This window comes from Herbaspirillum sp. CF444 (assembly GCF_000282135.1).
In the GTDB taxonomy this organism is placed as follows: Bacteria; Pseudomonadota; Gammaproteobacteria; order Burkholderiales; family Burkholderiaceae_D; genus Herbaspirillum.
The window spans coordinates 22113-43623 of sequence record NZ_AKJW01000068.1 but is presented as its reverse complement, the minus strand read 5'-3'; the positions used below and the strand labels follow the sequence as shown (position 1 = coordinate 43623).

At 60.1% G+C, this 21511-nt stretch carries 17 protein-coding genes and 1 tRNA gene; 7 read left to right on the top strand and 11 right to left on the bottom strand.

Annotated elements, in window-relative coordinates; translation table 11 throughout:
- Nucleotides 1-17: 17 nt before the first annotated feature.
- A complete protein-coding gene (locus tag PMI16_RS16175; RefSeq protein ID WP_007881425.1) occupies nt 18-1745 on the bottom strand; it encodes a GGDEF domain-containing protein in 1728 nt (575 codons plus the stop codon).
- A 268-nt stretch (nt 1746-2013) separates the two neighbouring features.
- Nucleotides 2014-2103 (bottom strand) — tRNA-Ser (locus tag PMI16_RS16170).
- Nucleotides 2104-2334: 231 nt separating this feature from the next.
- Between PMI16_RS16170 and PMI16_RS16165 the strand changes: the two genes are divergently transcribed.
- Nucleotides 2335-4218, top strand: coding sequence for a GGDEF domain-containing protein (locus tag PMI16_RS16165; RefSeq protein WP_237719878.1), 1884 nt, complete (start codon nt 2335-2337; stop codon nt 4216-4218).
- Between the two features lie 99 nt (nt 4219-4317).
- On the opposite strand, the gene serS is transcribed toward PMI16_RS16165, so the two are convergent.
- Nucleotides 4318-5616, bottom strand: coding sequence for a serine--tRNA ligase (serS, locus tag PMI16_RS16160; protein ID WP_007881414.1), 1299 nt, complete (start codon nt 5614-5616; stop codon nt 4318-4320).
- 196 nt (nt 5617-5812) lie between these two features.
- On the opposite strand from serS, the gene PMI16_RS16155 reads away from it, so the two are divergent.
- Nucleotides 5813-6412 (top strand): hypothetical protein, encoded by a 600-nt coding sequence (locus PMI16_RS16155; protein WP_007881412.1) that lies wholly within the window; start codon nt 5813-5815, stop codon nt 6410-6412.
- A gap of 169 nt (nt 6413-6581) precedes the next feature.
- Here PMI16_RS16155 and PMI16_RS16150 read toward each other — a convergent pair whose 3' ends face one another.
- Nucleotides 6582-7877: a replication-associated recombination protein A gene (locus PMI16_RS16150; protein WP_007881411.1), complete on the bottom strand. Its 1296-nt coding sequence runs from the start codon at nt 7875-7877 to the stop codon at nt 6582-6584.
- Nucleotides 7878-8070: 193 nt separating this feature from the next.
- Between PMI16_RS16150 and fdxA the strand changes: the two genes are divergently transcribed.
- The gene (gene fdxA / locus PMI16_RS16145) at nt 8071-8406 is read left to right on the top strand and encodes a ferredoxin FdxA (protein WP_007881409.1); all 336 of its coding nucleotides are present in this window, start codon (nt 8071-8073) and stop codon (nt 8404-8406) included.
- 18 nt (nt 8407-8424) lie between these two features.
- On the opposite strand, the gene lolA is transcribed toward fdxA, so the two are convergent.
- A complete protein-coding gene (gene lolA / locus PMI16_RS16140) occupies nt 8425-9087 on the bottom strand; it encodes an outer membrane lipoprotein chaperone LolA (RefSeq protein WP_007881408.1) in 663 nt (220 codons plus the stop codon).
- Between the two features lie 24 nt (nt 9088-9111).
- Nucleotides 9112-11442, bottom strand: coding sequence for a DNA translocase FtsK (locus PMI16_RS16135; protein WP_007881407.1), 2331 nt, complete (start codon nt 11440-11442; stop codon nt 9112-9114).
- Between the two features lie 347 nt (nt 11443-11789).
- On the opposite strand from PMI16_RS16135, the gene trxB reads away from it, so the two are divergent.
- Complete coding sequence (trxB, locus tag PMI16_RS16130; RefSeq protein ID WP_007881406.1) at nt 11790-12743, top strand: thioredoxin-disulfide reductase; 954 nt, start codon at nt 11790-11792, stop codon at nt 12741-12743.
- A 71-nt stretch (nt 12744-12814) separates the two neighbouring features.
- Nucleotides 12815-13471, top strand: coding sequence for a Smr/MutS family protein (locus PMI16_RS16125; protein WP_007881405.1), 657 nt, complete (start codon nt 12815-12817; stop codon nt 13469-13471).
- 196 nt (nt 13472-13667) lie between these two features.
- Here the strand turns inward: PMI16_RS16125 and PMI16_RS16120 are convergent, their stop codons facing one another.
- The gene (locus PMI16_RS16120; RefSeq protein WP_034380879.1) at nt 13668-14555 is read right to left on the bottom strand and encodes a LysR family transcriptional regulator; all 888 of its coding nucleotides are present in this window, start codon (nt 14553-14555) and stop codon (nt 13668-13670) included.
- Nucleotides 14556-14694: 139 nt separating this feature from the next.
- On the opposite strand from PMI16_RS16120, the gene PMI16_RS16115 reads away from it, so the two are divergent.
- Complete coding sequence (locus tag PMI16_RS16115; protein ID WP_007881402.1) at nt 14695-15699, top strand: aldo/keto reductase; 1005 nt, start codon at nt 14695-14697, stop codon at nt 15697-15699.
- A 27-nt stretch (nt 15700-15726) separates the two neighbouring features.
- Here PMI16_RS16115 and PMI16_RS16110 read toward each other — a convergent pair whose 3' ends face one another.
- The 4 genes from PMI16_RS16110 to PMI16_RS16095 form a co-directional block, all read right to left on the bottom strand.
- Entirely contained in the window at nt 15727-16902 is a 1176-nt protein-coding gene (locus PMI16_RS16110; protein WP_007881401.1) for a PA0069 family radical SAM protein, read from the bottom strand.
- A gap of 73 nt (nt 16903-16975) precedes the next feature.
- Nucleotides 16976-18085 (bottom strand): ABC transporter substrate-binding protein, encoded by a 1110-nt coding sequence (locus PMI16_RS16105; protein WP_272942490.1) that lies wholly within the window; start codon nt 18083-18085, stop codon nt 16976-16978.
- Nucleotides 18086-18146: 61 nt separating this feature from the next.
- The gene (locus tag PMI16_RS16100) at nt 18147-18485 is read right to left on the bottom strand and encodes a P-II family nitrogen regulator (protein WP_007881397.1); all 339 of its coding nucleotides are present in this window, start codon (nt 18483-18485) and stop codon (nt 18147-18149) included.
- A gap of 109 nt (nt 18486-18594) precedes the next feature.
- Nucleotides 18595-20208, bottom strand: a complete 1614-nt coding sequence (locus PMI16_RS16095; protein ID WP_007881395.1) for an NAD+ synthase — start codon at nt 20206-20208, stop codon at nt 18595-18597.
- Between the two features lie 75 nt (nt 20209-20283).
- On the opposite strand from PMI16_RS16095, the gene PMI16_RS16090 reads away from it, so the two are divergent.
- Complete coding sequence (locus tag PMI16_RS16090; RefSeq protein WP_007881394.1) at nt 20284-21441, top strand: GNAT family N-acetyltransferase; 1158 nt, start codon at nt 20284-20286, stop codon at nt 21439-21441.
- Nucleotides 21442-21511 lie beyond the last annotated feature (70 nt).

Below are 21511 nucleotides of genomic sequence, written 5' to 3'. Positions count from 1 at the left end.
TCCATCTCACACCCATATCAGCTTGCGCGCACGACCTGATTGCGGCCGCCGTTCTTTGCTTTGTAGAGCGCCTCGTCGGCCAGGCGAATCATGTAATCCAGGGTTGCGGCGCCGGCAAGCGCACTCACGCCAAAACTGGCGGTAATCGATATCTGCGCCACGTCGTCGATGGCAAAAGTCTGTTGCGACAAGGTTGAACGCAGCTTTTCCGCCACGACCAGCGCCTGCTCCATGTCAGCCTCGGGCAACAGAATGATGAATTCCTCGCCGCCATAGCGCGCAAGGATATCCACCTTGCGCAACAGTTGTGCAATCAGTTGCACCGCGCTGCGAAGAATGCTGTCCCCGGCAAGATGGCCGTAGTTGTCGTTGATGCGCTTGAAATGATCGACATCCAGGAGGATGAGTGCGAGGTTGCGCTTGTAGCGCTGGGCAACCGCCAGTTGCTGCTGACTGTGCGCAAAGAACGCGCGCCGGTTCATCACCCCGGTCAGGAAATCGGTATTCGACGACACCTGCAATTGCTGAATCAGCGTCTCGCGTTCGCCGGCCAGGCCGATGCGTTCGAAACTGCGCGCCTTGAGCACCTGCAATGCGCGCAGCATATCGCCGATTTCGTCCCGATAGCGCGCCGTCGGAATCTCCACCTCGAGATTGTCGACCGCCAGTCCCGTCACCAGCGTCGTTGCCCGCAACACTGGCGCCAGCACGCGCTGCCGCACCAGATACATCAGCACGAAGAAAAAGGCAAAGGCGACAAGCGCCATCACGACCGTCGCGACCAGGTAATTGCGCGCCTGGCGATTGCGAATTTCGGCATCGCGAACCAGATCCGCCTGGATGACATCGCGCAAGCGCAGTATCGACGACATGGGAGGCACATAGCGCGCCGCCAGCTCGGCCGTCGTCAGTTCATAGCTGCCGGAAACCAGCCCTATCTGCAGCAACTCGCCCAAAAACGGCAAGCCCTTGCCGAAGTATTGCGCATCGAGATCGGACAAGGCGGCATTGTAGGCAACATTGTCCCGGTAAGCCCTCATCTGGATATTGAGCAAGGAACGCAACTGCTCGATGCGGCCGTAGAGCTTGCCGATCTCGATCACCTCATTCTTGGTCAACGGCCGTTGCGTGATGACGGGCGCAGTGAATTTGGAGCCGACCTGACCGGCATACTCGCGCAGGCTCGATGCCACGCGCATGCCGGTCAAGCCGTCCAACAGCTGCGGATCGGATTGAATGGCGATGCTCGTCAAATCGGCAACGGCCGTCACGAACGGAGGGATCAGATCGATCATGCCGCTCACCGCTGCCGAGACATCGTCCGAAGAGCGCTGGGAACGCGGCACGCCGACCTGGCGATCGACATTAAGACGCGCCGGCTCCAGCGCAGCCTTGACCGATTCGATCTTGCGAATGACCGGCGCGTAGCGCACATCCGCGTCGGCACGCAAGACGTCAAGCAGCGTTGCAATCGACGCATCGGTTTGCTCGCGCGCAACCTGAAGTTTTTTGGAAAGCTGCGGCAAATCGGCGGGCTCGCCTCCCATCAGCGCATTGGACGGACCGCGCTCGATGGACGTTTTTTCCATGGCAATCATGGTGAGCTGCACCACCTGCACGGCCTCGACGCTGCGCGTGCCGCGACGGTACTCGCCCCATTCGCTGGAGACGATCCTCGCGGTCAACGCAAGAAAGATCAGCATCAGTGCAACTGAAATTAACCAGAACAAGCGATTCAGCGACATCTTATTACCTTCGAAATACCCGCAGAACGACGAAATTGCAAAACAGACAATTTCAGCGACCGCAATGACGGCGCAGCAGTCCGCAATTGCGCATTCTTCAGGTAAAAAGCAACAAACCCGGCCTTGGGGCACAGGGGGCAAGCCAGGCAAAATCGGGCGCAATCAACAACGAGAATCAACTTTTCTGGAAACGACAAAGACCATGTCGGATATGCCAATGCCCGTCTGGATAGCAAAACGCCCGCATGACGCGGGCGTTGCTTGTATCTGGCGGAGAGGGTGGGATTCGAACCCACGGTACGGGAAACCGTACGCCTGATTTCGAGTCAGGTACATTCGACCACTCTGCCACCTCTCCGGTTAACCTAGTCGAAATTACTGCCCTGAGGCAGCAAAGCAAAAGATTATAGCAGAATCGTTTTAGAGAAGGAAATAGCTCGCAACTAATTTTCAATAAAATTTCTTTGTCCAGAAGAGCCGAAAATAATTTACGCATCATCATCTTGTCACAAATCTCTACTAGGATCAGATGTTGCCCAGCGCCCGGGCGCTACATTTCTACTTTCGGTTGGACCCACTGGACCTGACAATGGCACCTTTTGCTGCACATGATTTCGACAGCAACGTCCCGCCCTTTCCCACCGCACAGGCAGGGGAAGCCGGCACTGCTCGCCAGAGCGAAGAGCAACAGGATTCGCAGCTGCTGTCCCATCTTCACGAGATCATTGCGCAACGCAGCCTGACGGCGCTGTTCCAACCGATCATCCGCATGCGCAGCGGCGAAATCATCGGCTACGAAGGCCTGATCCGCGGCCCCTCCAACAGCCCCCTGCATTCGCCGCTCAATCTGTTCAAGGTCGCACGCGCCAACAAGCTGTCGGTGCAGGTCGAACACCTGTGCCGCCACATCGTCATGGCGCAGTTCGCGCAATCCGGCCTGCCGGGCAATTTGTTTCTCAACGTCAGTCCGGGCGCGTTGGTGCAACCGGAAGCGATCCAGGGCGAAACCCTGCGCCATCTGGAAAAGCTCGGCATCAATCCGCAGCGCATCATCATCGAACTGACCGAGAACGAGCCGACTTACGACTACCAGTTGCTGCGCAACGCCGCCATGCACTACCGCGACATGGGATTCCAGATCGCCATCGACGATCTCGGCGAGGGCTTCTCCAGCCTGCGCCTGTGGTCCGAATTGCAGCCGGAATACGTCAAGGTCGACATGCATTTCATCCAGGGCATCAACAACGACCCGATGAAACTGCAGTTCGTGCGCTCCATCCAGGAGATCGCCGAAAAATCCGGCTCCATCGTCATCGCAGAAGGCATTGAAACCCAGGCTGAGTTGCTGACCATCCGCGACCTCGGCATCGCCTGCGGCCAGGGTTATCACATCGCGCGTCCGCACGCCAATCCGAAAACCGTGGTCGGCGACGACATCAGCAAGATCCTGCGGCGCGACAAGGTGCCGCTGGCCACACAGAAATACGGCCCGACCAAGAAGAGCGCGACCGTTTTCAAGCTCTTGCGCGAAAGCCAATACGTCTCGCCCAACGTGTCCAACGACGAAGTCTACAATCTGTTCGTCAACGATCCGCAGCTGCAAGCCTTGCCGGTGGTCAGCAACGGCATCCCGGTCGGGCTGATCAATCGCTACAGCATGGTGGAGCGCTTCGCCCGCCTGTATGGCCGCGAACTCTACGGCAAGAAGTCCTGCACCTTTTTCATGGATCCCAATCCGCTGCTGACCGAACAGGACACCAGCCTGCAAGACCTCAGCCATGTGCTGGTGCAGGCCGAGTCGCATCACTTGTCGAACGGCTTCATCATCGTCGACCAGGGCCAGTATGTCGGCATGGGCACCGGGCACGACCTGCTGCGTGAAATCACCCAGATGCAGATCGAAGCCGCGCGCTACGCCAATCCGCTGACACAGTTGCCGGGCAACGTGCCGATCAACGAACACATCGATTTCCTGCTGCAGAGCGGCGTGGAATTCTGCATCTGCTACTGCGACCTCGACAACTTCAAACCCTTCAACGATGTCTACGGCTATCGCAAGGGCGACGACATGATCCAGCTGACCGGTCGCACGCTGAGCCAGTATTGCGACCCGCAACTCGACTTCATCGGCCACATCGGCGGCGACGACTTCCTGATTATGTTCCAGAGCGAGAATTGGGAACACCGCTGCAAGGCGATCCTGGATGCCTTCAATGGCGCGTCGCAGAGCTTTTACTATGTGGAAGACAAGGAGCGCGGCGGCTATTACAGCGAAGACCGCCAGGGCAATCGCGTGCTCCATCCGCTGGTCAGCCTGTCGCTGGGCGCGGTCAAGATCGAGCCTTCTCAATATTCCTCGCCGCACCAGATCGCCTCTGCCGCCACCAAGGCCAAGAAGCAGGCCAAGAAGACGCCCGGCAACAGCCTGTTCATCGAACGGCGCGTGCCGGCGACTTTCGCGTGGGCAATGTAAACGATAACAAACCTGATCGGACATAAAAAAGGCTGACGATGTTGAATCGTCAGCCTTTTTTCATCGCGGCGGCTTGTTGCCAATGCCTGCCTGCGATGCTTATGGCGCCAGCTTTTCCAGTCCGCCCATGTAAGGACGCAGCGCTTCCGGAATCACCACGCTGCCGTCGGCCTGCTGACCGTTTTCCAGCACTGCCACCAGCGTACGACCGACCGCCAGGCCGGAGCCGTTGAGCGTATGGACCAGTTCCGGCTTGCCCTGGGCATTGCGGAAACGCGCCTGCATGCGACGCGCCTGGAAGGCTTCGCAATTCGACACCGACGAAATTTCACGATAGGTATTCTGCGCCGGCAGCCACACTTCGATGTCGTACGTCTTGGCGGCGCCGAAGCCCATGTCGCCGGTGCACAGCGTGATAACGCGGTAAGGCAAGCCGAGCTTCTTCAGGATATTTTCGGCGTGACCGAGCATCTCTTCCAGCGCTTCGTAGGATTTTTCCGGATGCACGATCTGGACCATTTCGACCTTGTCGAACTGGTGCTGGCGAATCATGCCGCGCGTGTCGCGGCCATAGCTGCCGGCTTCGGAACGGAAGCATGGCGAATGCGCCGTCATCTTCAGCGGCAACGTGTCGCCGGCGACGATCTCGTCACGTACCAGATTCGTCAACGGCACTTCGGCGGTCGGGATCAGGTACAAGGCCGTGTTGTCGCTGGTGTCGCCTTCCTGGCCGCCCTTCCTGGCCGCAAACAGATCGGCTTCGAACTTCGGCAACTGGCCGGTGCCGCGCAGCGAATCGGCATTGACGATGTAAGGCGTGTAGCACTCGGTGTAGCCGTGTTCCAGCGTATGCGTGTCGAGCATGAACTGCGCCAGCGCGCGATGCAGGCGGGCGATGCCGCCCTTCATGACGGCGAAGCGCGAGCCGGTCAGCTTGGCGGCGACGTCGAAATCCAGACCGAGCGCGGCGCCGACGTCGACGTGGTCCTTGATCTCGAAATCGAAATTGCGCGGCGTACCGACCTTGCGCACTTCAACGTTGCCGCTTTCATCGGCACCGGCAGGCACCGACTCGTGCGGCAGGTTCGGCACCGTCAGCAGGAAGTCGCTCAGTTGCGCCTGCACTTCTTCGAGACGCGCAGCCGACGCCTTGAGTTCGTCGCCGATACCGGACACTTCCGCCATCGCCGCCGAAGCGTCTTCACCCTTGCCCTTGAGCATGCCGACTTGCTTGGACAGGCTGTTGCGCTTGCCCTGCAATTCCTCGGTACGGGTCTGAATCTGCTTGCGCTCGCCTTCGAGCGCATTGAAAGCGGCGACATCGAGCTGGAATTTGCGCGCGGCCAGACGGGCGGCGACATTGTCGATGTCTTTACGAAGAAGTTGGATGTCGATCATGGAATGCCAAATAAATGTATGAAATGCCGTAAAACCCAGATTGTACCAAGGACATTGCTTGTCCTCGCCATCAAGCGGGTTATTGCGGAAAATAATGCGGCAAAAATAGCTTCGCCTGTACTCAACGCCGCTCCGGCTTGCGTTACCATTGCCGCCATCGCTCCATAACGCCACAGAAACATCACAGGAACGCGCCATGTCCGACACGCCTTCGCAACCGCCGCTGTTCGCCTACATCGTCGGCTTCGCCCTTGCCGCCTGCTGCGCCGCCTGGGCCGGTTCGCAATTCGCCCTGACCGGCTCCAGCCTCGGCTACGGCGTACTGACCGGGCTCAGTTTCGGCGCCATGTTCGCCTTCGGCCAGCGCGTCAAGAATCGCCTCTTCCCGACGCCGGCATCGACCAAATGGAAAATCAACGCGGGCCCGAGCGCCGCCGACATGCGCCCGGCCCGCCGCGCCGCCGCGCGCGCCAAACCTGTGACGGTCGCGTTCGATGACGAGTTCATCAAGACTTCGCGCGGCGACGCCGAACTGGAAAGCATCGCCTGGCAAGACATCAATCGCATCGTCATCACCATCGGCGACGATTTCCTGCCGATGCCTTACTGGATGCTTGCCACCACCAAGGGCGGCATCCGCCTGCCCAACGACACGCCGGGACTGGAAAGCCTGATGGAAGAGTTCAAGGTGAAGCTGGCCGGCTACGACAACGACGCCACCTATGATGCGGTGATCGCCGCCATGGGCGCGATGGAAGGCACATTTGAGGTGTGGAAGAAGGCTAGCTCAGCGTAACACCGTTATTGCCACTGCTGTCGTCCCAGCGAACGCTGGGACCCAGTGTCGTGAGGACCGCCCATACGACGCTGGGTCCTGACTTTCGTCAGGACGACAGTTTTAGCATCCGTAATGAATGCGAACATTTTTCGGTTCTACTGAACGGCGTTACTGCTTAGATCCGGTTCTATCCTTTGTTATTTTTCTTGTATTCACGATCCAGATCGCGCAGATGCGCCATCTTGTCGCCGATCTTGGCCTCAAGGCCGCGCGGCACCGGCTGGTACCAGTGCGGATCGGGCATGCCGTCCGGCAGATAGGTTTCTCCCGCTGCATATCCTTCGGGCTCATCATGGGCATAGCGATACAGCTTGCCGTAACCCAGTTCCTTCATCAACTTGGTCGGCGCATTGCGCAGATGTTCCGGGACGCCGCGCGACTTGTCCTTGGCGACGAAAGCGCGCGCCTGGTTGTACGCCATGTAACCGGCATTGCTCTTGGCTGCAATCGCCAGATAGATCACCGCCTGCGCCAGCGCCAGCTCGCCTTCCGGCGAGCCGAGGCGTTCATAAGTAGCGGCTGCGTCGTTGGCGATCGTCATGGCGCGCGGATCGGCCAGGCCGATGTCTTCCCACGCCATGCGCACGATGCGGCGCGCCAGATAGCGCGGATCGGTGCCGCCGTCGAGCATGCGCGTCAACCAGTACAAGGCGCCGTCGGGACTGGAGCCGCGCACCGATTTATGCAGCGCGGAGATCTGATCATAGAAGGCATCGCCGCCCTTGTCGAAACGGCGCAGGGCGTCGCCCAGGCATTCGGCCAGCACTTCGGAGCCGACGATGGCGACGTGCTTCGCCTGCGCCGCGCGCGCCACGATTTCGAGATTGTTGAGCAGCTTGCGGCCGTCGCCGTCGGCGCTGGCGATCAGCATTTCCTTCGCTTCCGGCTCGAATTGCAGGCCGTCGAGTTCTTCGCGGCAGGCGCGATCGATCAGCGCGCCGAGGTCATCTTCAGTCAGCGACTTGAGCACGTAGACGGCCGCGCGCGACAACAACGCGCCGTTGACTTCGAAGGAAGGATTTTCAGTCGTCGCGCCGATGAAAGTGAACAAGCCGCTTTCCACGTGCGGCAGGAAGGCGTCCTGCTGGCTCTTGTTGAAGCGATGGACTTCGTCGACGAACAGGATCGTGCGGCGACCGGAATTGGCGCGGATGAATTGCGCGCGCTCCACCGCTTCGCGGATGTCCTTGACGCCCGACAGCACCGCCGACAAGGCGATGAATTCGGCATTGAAACTGTCCGCCATGATGCGCGCCAGCGTGGTCTTGCCGACGCCCGGCGGCCCCCACAGGATCATCGAATGCGGCTCGCCCGATTCAAACGCCACGCGCAGCGGCTTGCCCGCGCCGAGCAGATGCTGCTGGCCGATGACATCGTCAAAGGAGTGCGGGCGGAGACGTTCGGCTAACGGCGCAGAATTCATGCGGTTGTAAAAATGGAGAGTTAAGATTGGACGGATTGCAGGACCGCTAGTCTACCCGATCCGACAGCAGCACATCGGCTCAGATGCTAGAATCCTGCCGGGTTCCCCAGGTATGAGTCGATTCAAGACCGATTCCCTGCCCCGGACTTGCCATTCTGCTTACATCACTTCACGCCTCAGGGCGTTTCTGCTCATGCCTTTTGTTGTCACCGATTCCTGCATCGCCTGCAAATACACCGACTGCGTCAGCGTCTGCCCAATGGATTGTTTCGTCGAAGGACCGAACTTCCTGGCGATCGATCCGGACGGCTGCATCGATTGCTCGATGTGCGTGCCGGAATGCCCGGTCGGCGCGATCTACAACGAAACCGACCTGCCCGAAGCGCTGAAGCATTTCACCGACCTGAACGCCAAACTGTCCAGGCATCCGGGCTGGAAACCGATTACCCAGGCGCAGGCGCCGATGCCCGGTCACGAGCAATGGCGCGACGTGGAAGGCAAGATCGACATGCTCAAGATGTCGACCTGAGACAGCAACCCGACCTGATCAGTTGTTGAACACGTCGGCGCCCTTGGGCACGACGAAAGTAAAACTGGTGGCCTTCAGCGGCGGGTTCTTTTCAAAGTTCGTGAACGACAGCAGCGAAGTCTGACCGAACGAATCGCGCAGCTCCATCGCTTGCGGCACGCCGTCCTTCAAACCGATGCCGATACGATCGAAGGTCGTATCCTTGCTCTTGGGCGTGGCTTCCAGCCATTCCATGCCATCCTTGGCGCCGCCTTCTTTCAGCGTGAAATTCTTTTCCAGGTCGTTGCTGCCGAACAGGATCGCGGCAGGCGACGAACCCAGCGCGTTGCCCAGCTTCTTGGTGGTGACCTGATTCAGATCCTTGTCGTAGATGAACAGCTTGTCGCCGTCGGCCTGCAAGACTTGCTCATACGGCTTCTGATAGGTCCAGATGAATTTTCCCGGCCGCGAAAACACGAAGGTGCCGCTGGACGTGTTGGAGACCTTGACGGTGCCGCTGTCGGTCTTGACCAGACGCTGCACGAACTGGCCTTTGGCCGATTGCGTCGACGCCACGAATTGCTTGAACTGCTCCAGCGCACTGGCCGAAGCCTGTGCGGAAAACAGCGCCGCGCTCAAACCCAATGCAGAGAGGGCAAGAGGCCATTTGTTGAGACGAGGTAATGCCGGTTTTACTTGCATTGCTGGTATTTTTCTTTGCATGGATTATTCCGAGGTATTTCCTGCCGGCACGAGGATTTCCCGGTTGCCGTTCGATTGCATGGTCGACACCAGACCGCTCTGCTCCATCTGCTCCAGCAGACGCGCCGCGCGGTTGTAGCCGATGCGCAAATGACGTTGCACCAGAGAAATCGAGGCCCGGCGATTTTTCAGCACGACAGCAACAGCCTGATCGTAGAGCTCATCGCCTTCACTGCCGCCCGCAGCGCCACCGCCGATTGCCCCTTCGGCATCGTCGGCCACGCCTCCTTCTAGGATGCCCTCGATGTAATTCGGTTCCCCCTGCGCTTTCAGATGGTCGACCACGCGATGGACTTCTTCATCGGAAACGAAGGCGCCATGCACGCGGATCGGCAAACCGGTGCCGGGCGGCATGTACAGCATGTCGCCCATGCCGAGCAGCGCTTCCGCGCCCATCTGGTCGAGAATCGTGCGCGAGTCGATCTTGCTGCTGACCTGGAAGGCAATCCGCGTCGGCACGTTGGCCTTGATCAGGCCGGTGATGACGTCGACCGAAGGACGCTGGGTCGCGAGGATCAGATGGATGCCGGCGGCACGCGCCTTTTGCGCGATACGGGCGATCAGTTCTTCCACCTTCTTGCCGACCACCATCATCAGGTCGGCCAGTTCGTCGATGATGATGACGATGGTTTCGAGCTGCTCCAGCGGTTCCGGCGCGTCCGGCGTCAGGCTGAACGGATTCGGGATCTTCTCGCCGCGCTTGTCGGCGTCGGCGATCTTCTGGTTGTAGCCGGCCAGGTTGCGCACGCCCAGCTTGGACATGCGCTTGTAGCGGCGCTCCATCTCGGCCACGGCCCAGTTCAGCGCATGTCCGGCCTGGCGCATGTCGGTCACGACCGGTGCCAGCAGATGCGGGATGCCTTCGTAGATCGACAGCTCCAGCATCTTCGGATCGATCAGGATCAGACGCACCTGTTTCGGCGTCGATTTGTACAGCAGCGACAGGATGGTGGCGTTGATGCCGACCGATTTGCCGGAACCCGTGGTGCCGGCCACCAGCAAGTGCGGCATCTTGGCGAGGTCGGCCACTACCGGATTGCCGGCGATGTCTTTGCCGAGCGCCACCGTCAGGCTGGAATGGCTGTCGTTATAAACCTTGGAGCCGAGAATCTCGGTCAGGCGCACGATCTGGCGCTTGGGGTTAGGCAGTTCCAGACCCATGAAATTTTTGCCCTGGATGACTTCCACCACGCGGATCGATGTCAGCGACAGCGAACGCGCCAGGTCGCGCGCCAGGCCGACGATCTGGCTGCCTTTGACGCCGGTGGCCGGTTCGATTTCGTAACGCGTGATCACCGGGCCGGGGTAGGCCGCGACCACCTTCACTTCGACGCCGAAGTCGGAAAGCTTCTTCTCGATCAGGCGGCTGGTGAATTCCAGCGTCTCGACCGTGACCGTCTGCTGCGCCGGCGGCGCTTCATCGAGCAGCGACAGCGGCGGCAGGCTGGAGTCGATGTCCTGGAACAGGCTGGTCTGGCGTTCCTTCTCGATGCGCTCCGATTTCGGCACGGCCACGACTTGCGGCTCAATGCGGATCGGCGGCGCTTCGACGATCTTGGCGCGTTCCTGCACCACCACTTCTTCGCGCTTGACGGCCGCAACGTGGCCGACCTTGCGGTCTTCGCGCGCAGAGTAAAAATTCCTGACCCAGAAAATACCGTCCTCGATGACCCCGCCGATACGCTCCACCGTGGCCAGCCACGATACATGGAAGAACAGGCTGAAGCCGAGTCCGAACAACAGCAGCAGCAACAAGGTCGCACCGGTAAAACCCAGCGACGATTGCGCCCCGCTGCCGATCATCTCGCCCAGCACGCCGCCCGGCGCGCGCGGCATGGGCGTTTTCATCGAATACATGCGCATGTATTCGATGCCGAGACTGCCGGCCAGCAGGAAGACAAAACCGATGGCGCGGATCAGGCCTTCCTGGTGATGCTCAGGCTCGGCCTGCTTTTGCACCAGAAAGCGGTTCGCCAGTTTCCGGTAACTGCGCCAGATGGAATGCGCCAGCAACACACACCACCACCACGCCGACATGCCGAAGATGTACAGCATCAAATCCGCCAGCCAGGCGCCGATGCGGCCGCCCCAATTGTGCAGGTGCGGTACGGTGTTGGCCACCGACCAGCCGGGATCGTTGCGCGAATAAGTCAGCAGGATGATGGCGAGGTAAGCAAGCAGGGTCGCCATCGCCAGCCAGCGTGCTTCGTAGAGCAGGCGCACCAGTCTGCTGGGCAGCGGCGGCGCTTCGGCGGCTTTGGTGGTACGGGTGTAGGCTTGGCTGGTTTTGGTCATAAATCTTTATCTGGCGCACTGCTAATGCATGTTTGAAACTCAGGCGACATTGTAACGGCGATTGCCGGCCAGAAAACCGGCTGCCGGAAATCGCCCGCAGATTGCGTCGCTCCGGCCCTATTGAACGGATAGTGTAATTCCATCAGGCCGCTCCGGCGGTTCGTCTATAATCTTAACCGTTTTGCAGCGCAATATAAGGTAAACGGCAACATAAGCCGTTCATGGTGGCCATCATCGGCCGCCGGCCTCCTTGCGCACGCATTGAAATTCAGCAGACCGGCATCATGTGCTTCATATCTTCACGTTGCCGCTGCGCCCACTTCTGTTCAGTTCACTAAGACTATTTTATGACCACGTCCAAACACGCCAAGGTTTTGATTCTCGGTTCCGGCCCTGCCGGTTACAGCGCCGCCGTGTACGCCGCGCGCGCCAACCTCAATCCGGTGCTGATCACCGGCGTCGAGCAAGGCGGCCAGCTGATGACCACCACCGATGTCGAAAACTGGCCGGGCGACCCGATGGGCGTGCAAGGCCCCGAACTGATGCAACGCCTGCTGCAACATGCGGAACGTTTCAATACCGAAATCATTTTCGACCATATCCACACCACCAAATTGTCGGAAAAGCCATTCCGCCTGATCGGCGACTCCGGCGAATATACCTGCGACGCACTCATCATCGCCACCGGCGCATCGGCGCAATACCTCGGCCTGCCGTCGGAAGAAGCCTTCATGGGCAAGGGCGTGTCGGCTTGCGCAACCTGCGACGGTTTCTTCTATCGCGGCAAGGAAGTCGCCGTGGTCGGCGGCGGCAATACCGCCGTGGAAGAAGCGCTGTACCTGTCGAACATCGCCAGCAAGGTCACCATCATCCATCGCCGCGACAAGTTCCGCGCCGAACCCATCCTGATCGACCGCCTGCTGCACAAGGTCACCGAAGGCAAGATCGAGATCAAATGGCACCACACACTTGACGAAGTCACCGGCGACGACAGCGGCGTGACCGGCATCAGGATCAAGTCGACGCAAGACGGCAGCATCACGCCGATCACCTTGCACGGCCTGTTCATCGCCATCGGCCACAAACCGAACACCGGCATTTTCGACGGCCAGCTCGACATGCACAACGGCTATATCAAGACCCGCACCGGTCTCGAAGGTTTTGCCACCGCCACCAACGTCAATGGCGTGTTCGCCGCCGGCGACGTGCAGGACCATATCTACCGCCAGGCCATTACCAGCGCCGGCACCGGCTGCATGGCCGCGCTGGACGCCCAGCGTTACCTGGAAGGCCTGGAGTAACATCCATGGTGCTCTCCCGCCGGCTTGTTTAGCGCGGGAGGGCATGTTCATCTCTCACCGGTTCGCGAATCATGGCGACTATCAAGGATTTTTCCGCGCTCAAGTCGTTGCGCAAGGATCTCAAGGCGCAGGAAGAAGCGCGCCTGGCCGCTGAACGGCAACGCATCGCCGACGAAAAACGCCTGCGCGAAGAGGCCGACATCTTCCGCAACAGCGTCGGCAACGTAGCGCCGCTGCGCAACAACGACAAAGCCCCCCTCATGCCGCCGCAACCGTTGCCGATTGCGCGCCAGCATATCGCCGACGAACAGGCCGCGCTGATGGAATCGCTGTCCGACGAATTCACCTTCGACACCCTGCTCGACACCGACGAGAACCTGAGCTTCACACGTCCCGGCGTGGGCAGCGACGTGCTCAGCAAACTGCGCCGCGGCCATTGGGTGATCCAGAATCAGCTCGACCTGCACGGCCTGCGTCGCGACGAGGCGCGGGAAGCGCTCGGCGAATTCTTGCGCCAGGCGCGCCGTCGTGGCCAGCGCTGCGTGCGCATCATCCACGGCAAAGGGCTGGGTTCGGTCAACAAAGAGCCGGTGCTGAAACAGAAAGTCCGCAACTGGCTGTCGCAAAAGGATGAAGTCATCGCCTTCTGCCAGGCGCGTCCGGCCGACGGCGGCTCGGGCGCACTGGTCGTACTGCTGCAATCGAGCACGCCGTCCAACGCCGGCTAGTGTACTGTCCCGTAAATTCGCAGCATAAAAGATGTTGAAAATCGGGGCGAATACGGCGTCAAAAATGCTCGCAAGGCCCCGGCCTTGCTGCGCTTTTTTCCTTGTCTCGCCCCGATTTCACCACTTTTATCATGCTACAAATTTACGGGACAGTACACTAGCGAAAGCGCTGCTTCTGCTTTGACGCTGGACAGGCTCAGCGTATTTCCAGTATTTCCGCCAGCCAATCGACGAAAGCCCGCACGCGCGGCGACAGATGCCGGTTGTGCGAATATACGATCGACACCGGCAACGGCGGCGGCTTGAACGCCGGCAGCACTTCTTCCAGCACGCCCTGCTCCAGCAAATCTTCCACGCCGAAGCGCGGCGCCTGCACGATGCCCAGCCCCGCCAGACAGCACGCCATATAGGCCTCCGAGCTGGCCACCGACACCTGGCCAGGCAGCTTGAGCGTCTTGAGCTCGCCGTTCTGCATGTACTCCCACGGCAAATCGCGGCCGGTACGACTGGAAAAATAATTGATCATCACGTGCTTCTCCAGCTCCGCCAAGGTGCGCGGACGGCCGTGGCGGTCCAGATATTCTTTGGACGCGTAGGTGATCTGCTCCATCGCGCCGATGCTGCGCGCGATCAGCGTGGAGTCGCTGAGGATGCCGACACGCACCACGCAATCGACGCCCTCGCCGACCAGATCGACGAAGCGGTCGCTGGCGTTGAGCTTCACGCGGATATCCGGATAACGGGCAAAGAACGCCGGCAATTGCGGAATCACCACCTTGTGCGCCAATCGCTCCGGCAAGTCCACACGGACAACGCCCTGGGGCTGTTCACGGTCGAACAGGTTTTCCACGTCCTGGAATTCCGCCAGCAGGCGCTGGCAGCGCTCCAGATAGGCAGCGCCGTCGTCGGTCAGCGCGACCTTGCGCGTGGTCCGTTGCAGCAGGCGCACGCCGACGCGCTTCTCCACAGCCTGGATCGCGTTGGTCACGGTCGCCGCCGGCAAACCCATCTGCTCGGCGGTCTTGCTGAAACTGCCCAGTTCGGCGACGCGCACGAACACTTCCATTGCCTGGAGTCGGTCCATTTTAATAATTATCGATTTTCGAACAAAGAAATCATTTTAACGCCATTTATTCGAAAACAGATAAGCCCAATAATACGATCCAAGCGCTCGGGCACTCCCGCCAGGCAAGCGCATCACTGATTGACTGGAAGGAAACATCATGGAAAACCGCACACTCGGCCGCAACGGCCTCGTCTCATCGGCCATCGGCCTGGGCTGCATGGGCATGTCCGATCTCTACGGCCCGGCCAACGAGCAAGACGGCATCGCCACCATCCACGCCGCGCTGGAAGCCGGCATCACCCTGCTCGACACCGGCGACTTCTATGGCATGGGCCACAATGAGATGCTAATCCGCGACGCGCTGCGCAGTGCTAACGGCAGCAACCGCGCCAATGCGCTCATCAGCGTGAAGTTCGGCGCCATGCGCGACGCCGGCGGCAACTGGGTCGGCATGGACAACCGTCCGGCTGCGGTCAAGAATTTCCTCGCCTACACGCTGCGCCGCCTCGGCGCCGACCACATCGACATCTACCGCCCTGCGCGCCTCGATCCCAACGTGCCGATCGAAGAAACCGTCGGCGCCATCGCGGAGGAAGTCAAAGCAGGCCGCGTGCGCCACATCGGTCTCTCGGAAGTCGGCGCCGAGACGCTGCGCCGCGCCCATGCCGTGCATCCCATCGCCGACCTGCAGATCGAATATTCGCTGATCTCGCGCGGCATCGAAAAAGACATCCTGCCGACCTGCCGCGAACTGGGCATCGGCATCACCGCCTACGGCGTGCTGTCGCGCGGCCTGATCAGCGGCCACTGGGATCCGTCGCGCCAGTTGGCGGCGAACGACTTCCGCAGCACCAATCCGCGCTTTTCCGGCGACAACCTCAAGCACAACCTGTCGCTGATCGACGTGCTGCGTACGGTCGCCGCCGGCAAGCAAGCCACGCCGGCGCAGGTCGCCATCGCCTGGGTGCTGGCGCAAGGCAAGGACATCGTGCCGCTGGTCGGCGCGCGTCGCCCGGAACGTCTTGCGGAATCACTCGGCGCACTGAAGCTCACGCTGACCGCACAGGATCTGACCCGCATTGAAGAAGCCATTCCATCCGGCGCCGCAGCGGGCGATCGCTATGCCGCCTACGCGATGGCGCATCTGGACAGCGAGAAATAACAGGCAAGGCATTCGCGTGCAGCCGGATCAGAACAGATCGAACTGGCCGGATACCGATATCTTCGGCGGACGCGCGGGCGGGACGAATTGCGAGGCATCGAGCATGTCGAACCAGCCCCGCTGATGCATGGCGCTGCGCTGCACCGCCTTGTCGAAACGCTGGCGAATCAGATCGGCCCACACGCCCTCGCCGCGCATGCGTGTCGCAAAATCCGAATCGTTGTCCTTGCCGCCGCGCATCTCGCGGATGCGATTCATGACGCGATTGGCGCGCTCGGGAAAATGCGTCAGCAGCCATTGCTGAAATAGCGGATTGACCTCCCACGGCAAGCGCAGCACGGTATAGCCGGCACGGCGCGCGCCTGCTTCGGCGGCGGCCGCGACGATGCTTTCCAGTTCCGGCTCATTGACGAAGGGAATGATAGGCGCAATGCTGACGCTGACAGGGATGCCGGCGTCGGCCAGCGTGCGGATCACGCGCAAACGCCGTGTCGGCGTCGCCGCGCGCGGCTCCAGTTTGCGCGCCAGCGCCGGATCCAGCGTGGCGATGGTCACTGCCGCGATCACTTGTCGTCGTGATGCCATGGCGGCAAGGATGTCGACGTCGCGCTCTATCAGCGAAGACTTGGTGATCAGCGCCGCAGGATGGCGGCACTCGTCGAGCACCTGCAACACGCGGCGCGTGATCTGCAACTCGCGCTCGCAGGGCTGGTAGGCATCGGTGTTGATGCCGACGGTGATGGTTTCCGCAATGTAGGAAGGCTTGGCCAACTCCTTGCGCAACAGCTCCGGCGCATTCATCTTGGCGAAAATCCTGCTCTCGAAATCCAAGCCCGGCGACAAACCCAGGTAGGCATGCGTAGGACGGGCAAAGCAGTAGACGCAGCCATGCTCGCAGCCGCGATAGGGATTAAGCGACACATTGAACGGCAGGTCCGGAGACTTGTTGCGGCTGATGATGGACTTGGCGACTTCTTCCGTGACGATGGTGTGCAGCGCAGCCGGCTCGCCATTCTCCTCCTCTTCGCCGGCACCCCAGCCGTCGTCGAAAGCGACGCGCCGATCGGTTTCATAACGTCCCTGGATATTGCTGACGGCGCCGCGCCCCTTGCGGGCGTCGAACACCTGTGAAAAAGTCTCGCCGGCCGTCTCCAGCGTACGTGTAGTCTGCAGCGGCACCGGTCGATAGCTTGACTTTGCCATGGCAATCCTTCAATATACTGTATAAATATACAGTATATATCATCGATGAAATGCCATGCGCAATTCAGTCGTTTCAGTTCAGAAAGCGTGCCCCGCCGGTCATGGCAGCCATATCCACATACTGGGAGGCGTTGTGATTGTGCGGCGAAAAATTGATCACGTAGCCGCCGTCGCTGTAGTTGCGCGCATTGATGCTTTCGAGCGCGCGGATCAGTTTTTCACGCGTGAGATCGCGTTGCGCGCGCCGCAAGCCTTCGACCAGCACGCGCGCCGCGATATATCCTTCAAGGCTGCTGAAAGTGAGATTCTCGTAGCCGGCTTCGGACATGCGTTTGCGATATTCCGCAACCAGCGGCATCGACACGCGCCAGGGAAACGGCACCACCTGCGTCACCAGAATGCCGCGCGCAAGGTCGCCCAGTTCTTCCGCAAGCGCTTTCTGTCCGACGAACGAGATAGCGAAGAATTGCCCCTGATATCCCCTGCTGCGCAGGGCTCTGACGATGCGCGCGCTGGCGAGGTAATCCCCGGTGAGCAGCATCGCCACCTCGCTGCGCGCATCCAATATTTTGGCGATGACCGGCTCGACGTTCCTGCCGTCCACGTCGATGTCGATGCTGACCAGATCAATCGCCTCGGTCCTGGCCTGGTCTTCCACCGCCTGCTTGATCGACACACCGGACTGATCCTGCTGATACACCAGGGCAAATCTGCGCAGCCCCATGCTGCTCAGATTATGCAAGGCGTAAGCGTACTCCTCGGCATAGCTGGCGCGCAGCGTAAAAACGTAGCGATTGAACGGTGCGTGAAGAGAAGGCCCCCCGGTCAGCGGAGCAAAGAAAGGAACGCGCGCTTTGGTGGCGATCGGAACCGCAGCCCGGCTGGTCGGCAAGCCGACGAAGCCGAACAAGGCGAATACTTTGTCGCTTTCGATGAGTTGACGCGTGTTGTAGGCGGCAAGGGAGGCGGTGTACTTGTCGTCCCGGATAACCAGCTCAATACGCCGGCCATGCACGCCGCCTTGCTTATTGATCTTGTCGAAGTACGCCCTGGCGCCGATGAGCAGTTGACGCGACATCTGCGCCGTGGGTCCGGACAATCCGACGGACTGCCCAAGCAGAATACGGGTATTGGTGACACCCGTTTCAGCATGTACCGGAGAGAATGACCACGCTAACAGCATCGGAAGAATTCGAAACAGCCAGCCTCGATGCCGTTCCTGCATGCGCTCTCCCCTTCATGTTTTAGACCGCTTCCGCTCCTGTCTCACCGGTACGGATCCGAATGACCTGCTCGACTTCCTGGACGAAAATCTTGCCGTCGCCGATCTTGCCTGTGCGCGCCGCCTTGATGATGGCGTCGACAACCGGCTCGACCACGCTGTTGTCGACGACAACTTCGATCTTCACCTTCGGCAGGAAATCGACCACATATTCCGCGCCGCGATACAGTTCGGTGTGGCCCTTCTGACGACCGAAACCCTTGACTTCGGTCACCGTAAGACCGGTGACGCCGACCTCAGCCAGCGACTCGCGCACTTCGTCCAACTTGAACGGTTTGATGATAGCAGTGACTTGCTTCATGACAACTCCCTCCTTATAAAATGCCGCAAAAAATCGAATTAAATCTATCAAGGTTTTCAGCGCATGCGCCTCAATGCCCACCCTGAAATCCTACGCATTGAAATACTCATTACTCACGAAATCTTGATGTGATCGGATAACGCCAGTCACGTCCGAACGCGCGATGCGTAACGCGAATGCCCACCGGCGCCTGACGGCGCTTGTACTCGTTGATCTTGATCAGGCGCGTGATGCGCTCGATGTCTTCCAGGCGATAACCGGCTGCTTCGATCTCGCCGATGCTGCGATTTTCTTCCATGTACATCTGCATGATGCCGTCCAGGACTTCGTAAGGCGGCAGCGAATCCTGGTCCTTCTGGTCCGGGCGCAACTCGGCCGAAGGCGGGCGCGTCAGGATGCGCTCGGGAATCACCGGCGATACGCTGTTGCGGTAGGCGCACAAGCGATAGACCAGCGTCTTGGCGATATCCTTGATCACCGCAAAACCGCCGGCCATGTCGCCGTACAAGGTGCAGTAGCCGACTGCCATCTCGCTCTTGTTGCCGGTGGTGAGGACGATGGAACCGTACTTGTTGGACATCGCCATGAGCAGCGTGCCGCGGATGCGCGCCTGGATGTTTTCTTCGGTGGTGTCTTCCTTGAGTCCCTTGAATTCTTCGGACAAGGTATTGCGGAAGGCGGTGAAGCAGTCGTTGATGGAAATCTCGTCGTAGCGCACCTTGATGCGCTCGACCATGTCGCGCGAATCAAGCCAGGAAATATCGGCCGTATAAGGCGACGGCATCATGATCGCGCGCACCTTGTCGGCACCCAGCGCATCGACGGCGATGGCCAGCGTCAGCGCCGAATCGACGCCGCCAGACAAGCCGATCAGCACGCTCGGGAAACCGTTCTTGCCGACATAGTCGCGCACGCCCAGCACCAGCGCCTGATATACCTGCGCTTCGATGGACAGCGCCGGCGCCATCTTCGGATTGCGGATCTGCACGCCGTCGAACTCGATCAGCTGCAGATCTTCCTCCGCGTGCGCCAGACTCGCGACCAGTTCGCCGGCCACGTCCATAGCGAAGGAATTGCCGTCGAAAATCAATTCATCCTGGCCGCCCACCAGATTGGCAAACACCAGCGGCATGCCTTGTCTGGTCACGTTGGCGCGCATCACGTCCAGGCGCAGCAATTGCTTGTTCATGTGGTACGGCGACCCGTTCAGGATCAGCAACACCTGTGCGCCGGCCTGTTTTGCCAGCGCGGGCGCGCGCGGGAACCAGGTGTCTTCGCAGATGTTGATGCCGAATTTGGTACCCTTGACGTCGAAAACGAGCGCCTGTTCCGACGAAGTGAAATAGCGCTTTTCGTCGAACACGCTGTCGTTGGGCAGCTCCAGTTTGCTGTAGACGCCGGCGATCTTGCCGTTGAGCAGAACCGAAGCAGCGTTGAAGCGTGCACCATCTTTGAGCATCGGATGACCGACCACGACGTGCACGTCTTTCAGTGGAGCCAGTTCGGCGGCGAGCGCCTGCAACGCTTCTTCGGTTTTTGCGTAGAATGCCTGGCGCAGCAAGAGATCTTCCGGCGGGTAACCCACCAGCGACAATTCAGGCGTAAGCACGATATCGGCGCCCTGCCCAGCGGCACGGCGCGAAAATTCGGCGATTTTGTTGCGATTGCCCGAAATATCCCCAACTGTGCTGTTGATCTGGGCGATGGCGACTTTGACTGACATGATGGCGACGAGTAAGAAAATGACGATGATGATGAAGACGAAAGGCCGGACACCGATGCCAGGGAGCTGCACGCAGTGAACGCAGAAGTCCATTATCGCACGCGAATCATTTCTTCTCTGGCCGAAATTGGCCAAAGCCGGTGGGATTCGCTGGTCGCCGCGCAGCCCGATGCGACACCCTTTTTGTCCTACGCCTTCCTGCACGCGCTGCATGAAAGCGGCTCCGCCGCCAAGGAGTCCGGTTGGGAACCGCAATACCTGACGCTGTGGCAAGGAGAGCAGCTGAAGGCTGCATTGCCGCTTTACCTCAAATACCATTCTTACGGCGAATATGTGTTCGACTGGGCCTGGGCAGAGGCTTACGAACGCCACGGCCTGCCCTACTATCCGAAGCTGCTGTCGGCGATCCCCTTCACGCCGGTGACCGGCGGACGTCTGCTGGCCCACGATGACCTGGCCCGGCAGGCGCTGGTGCAAGCCTTAAGCGAATTGCAGAGCGCTGCACAGACATCCTCCACCCACATCCTTTACCCGCCCGAGGCCGAAGCGCAGACGCTGGCGCAAGCCGGCTTCATGCTCCGCAGCGGCGTGCAGTTCCACTGGCATAACGAAGGCTATCGCGACTTTGAGGAATTCCTGTCGACGCTGGAACGCAAGAAGCGCAAGAACATTCTCGCCGAACGGCGCAAGGTGGCCGACGCCGGTGTGAGCTTCCGCCATCTCGGCGGCGCCGAAGCGACCGAAAAGGACTGGCGCTTTTTCCACCGCTGCTACCGCCACACGTATTCCGCACACTACTCCACGCCTTATCTGAATCTGGATTTCTTCCTGCGCATTGCCGCCGACATGCCGCAACACCTGCTGCTGACGATCGCCTGTCGCGACGGCAAGGCGATCGCCTCGTCGCTGGTGGTGCATGATGCACAATCGCTGTACGGCCGCTATTGGGGCGCGCTCGAAGAAGTGCCCTGCCTGCATTTCGAAACCGCCTACTACCAGCCGCTGGAATTCTGCATCGCCAACAAGATCGCCTGGTTCGAAGGCGGCGCCCAGGGCGAGCACAAGATGGCGCGCGGCTTCCTGCCGCAAAAAACCTGGTCGGCGCACTGGCTCGCGCATCCCTCGTTTGCCGATGCGGTGGAACGCTTCCTCGAACGCGAAGGCGGCGGCATCAACGACTACCTGAGCGAACTCAATGAACGCAATCCGTTCCGCACGTCGTCTCAGTCGTAGACACGCCCTCTAAAACGCCGGCGATGACGTAAAAAAAGCGCACTCTTGAGTGCGCTTTTTTTCGGCAAGG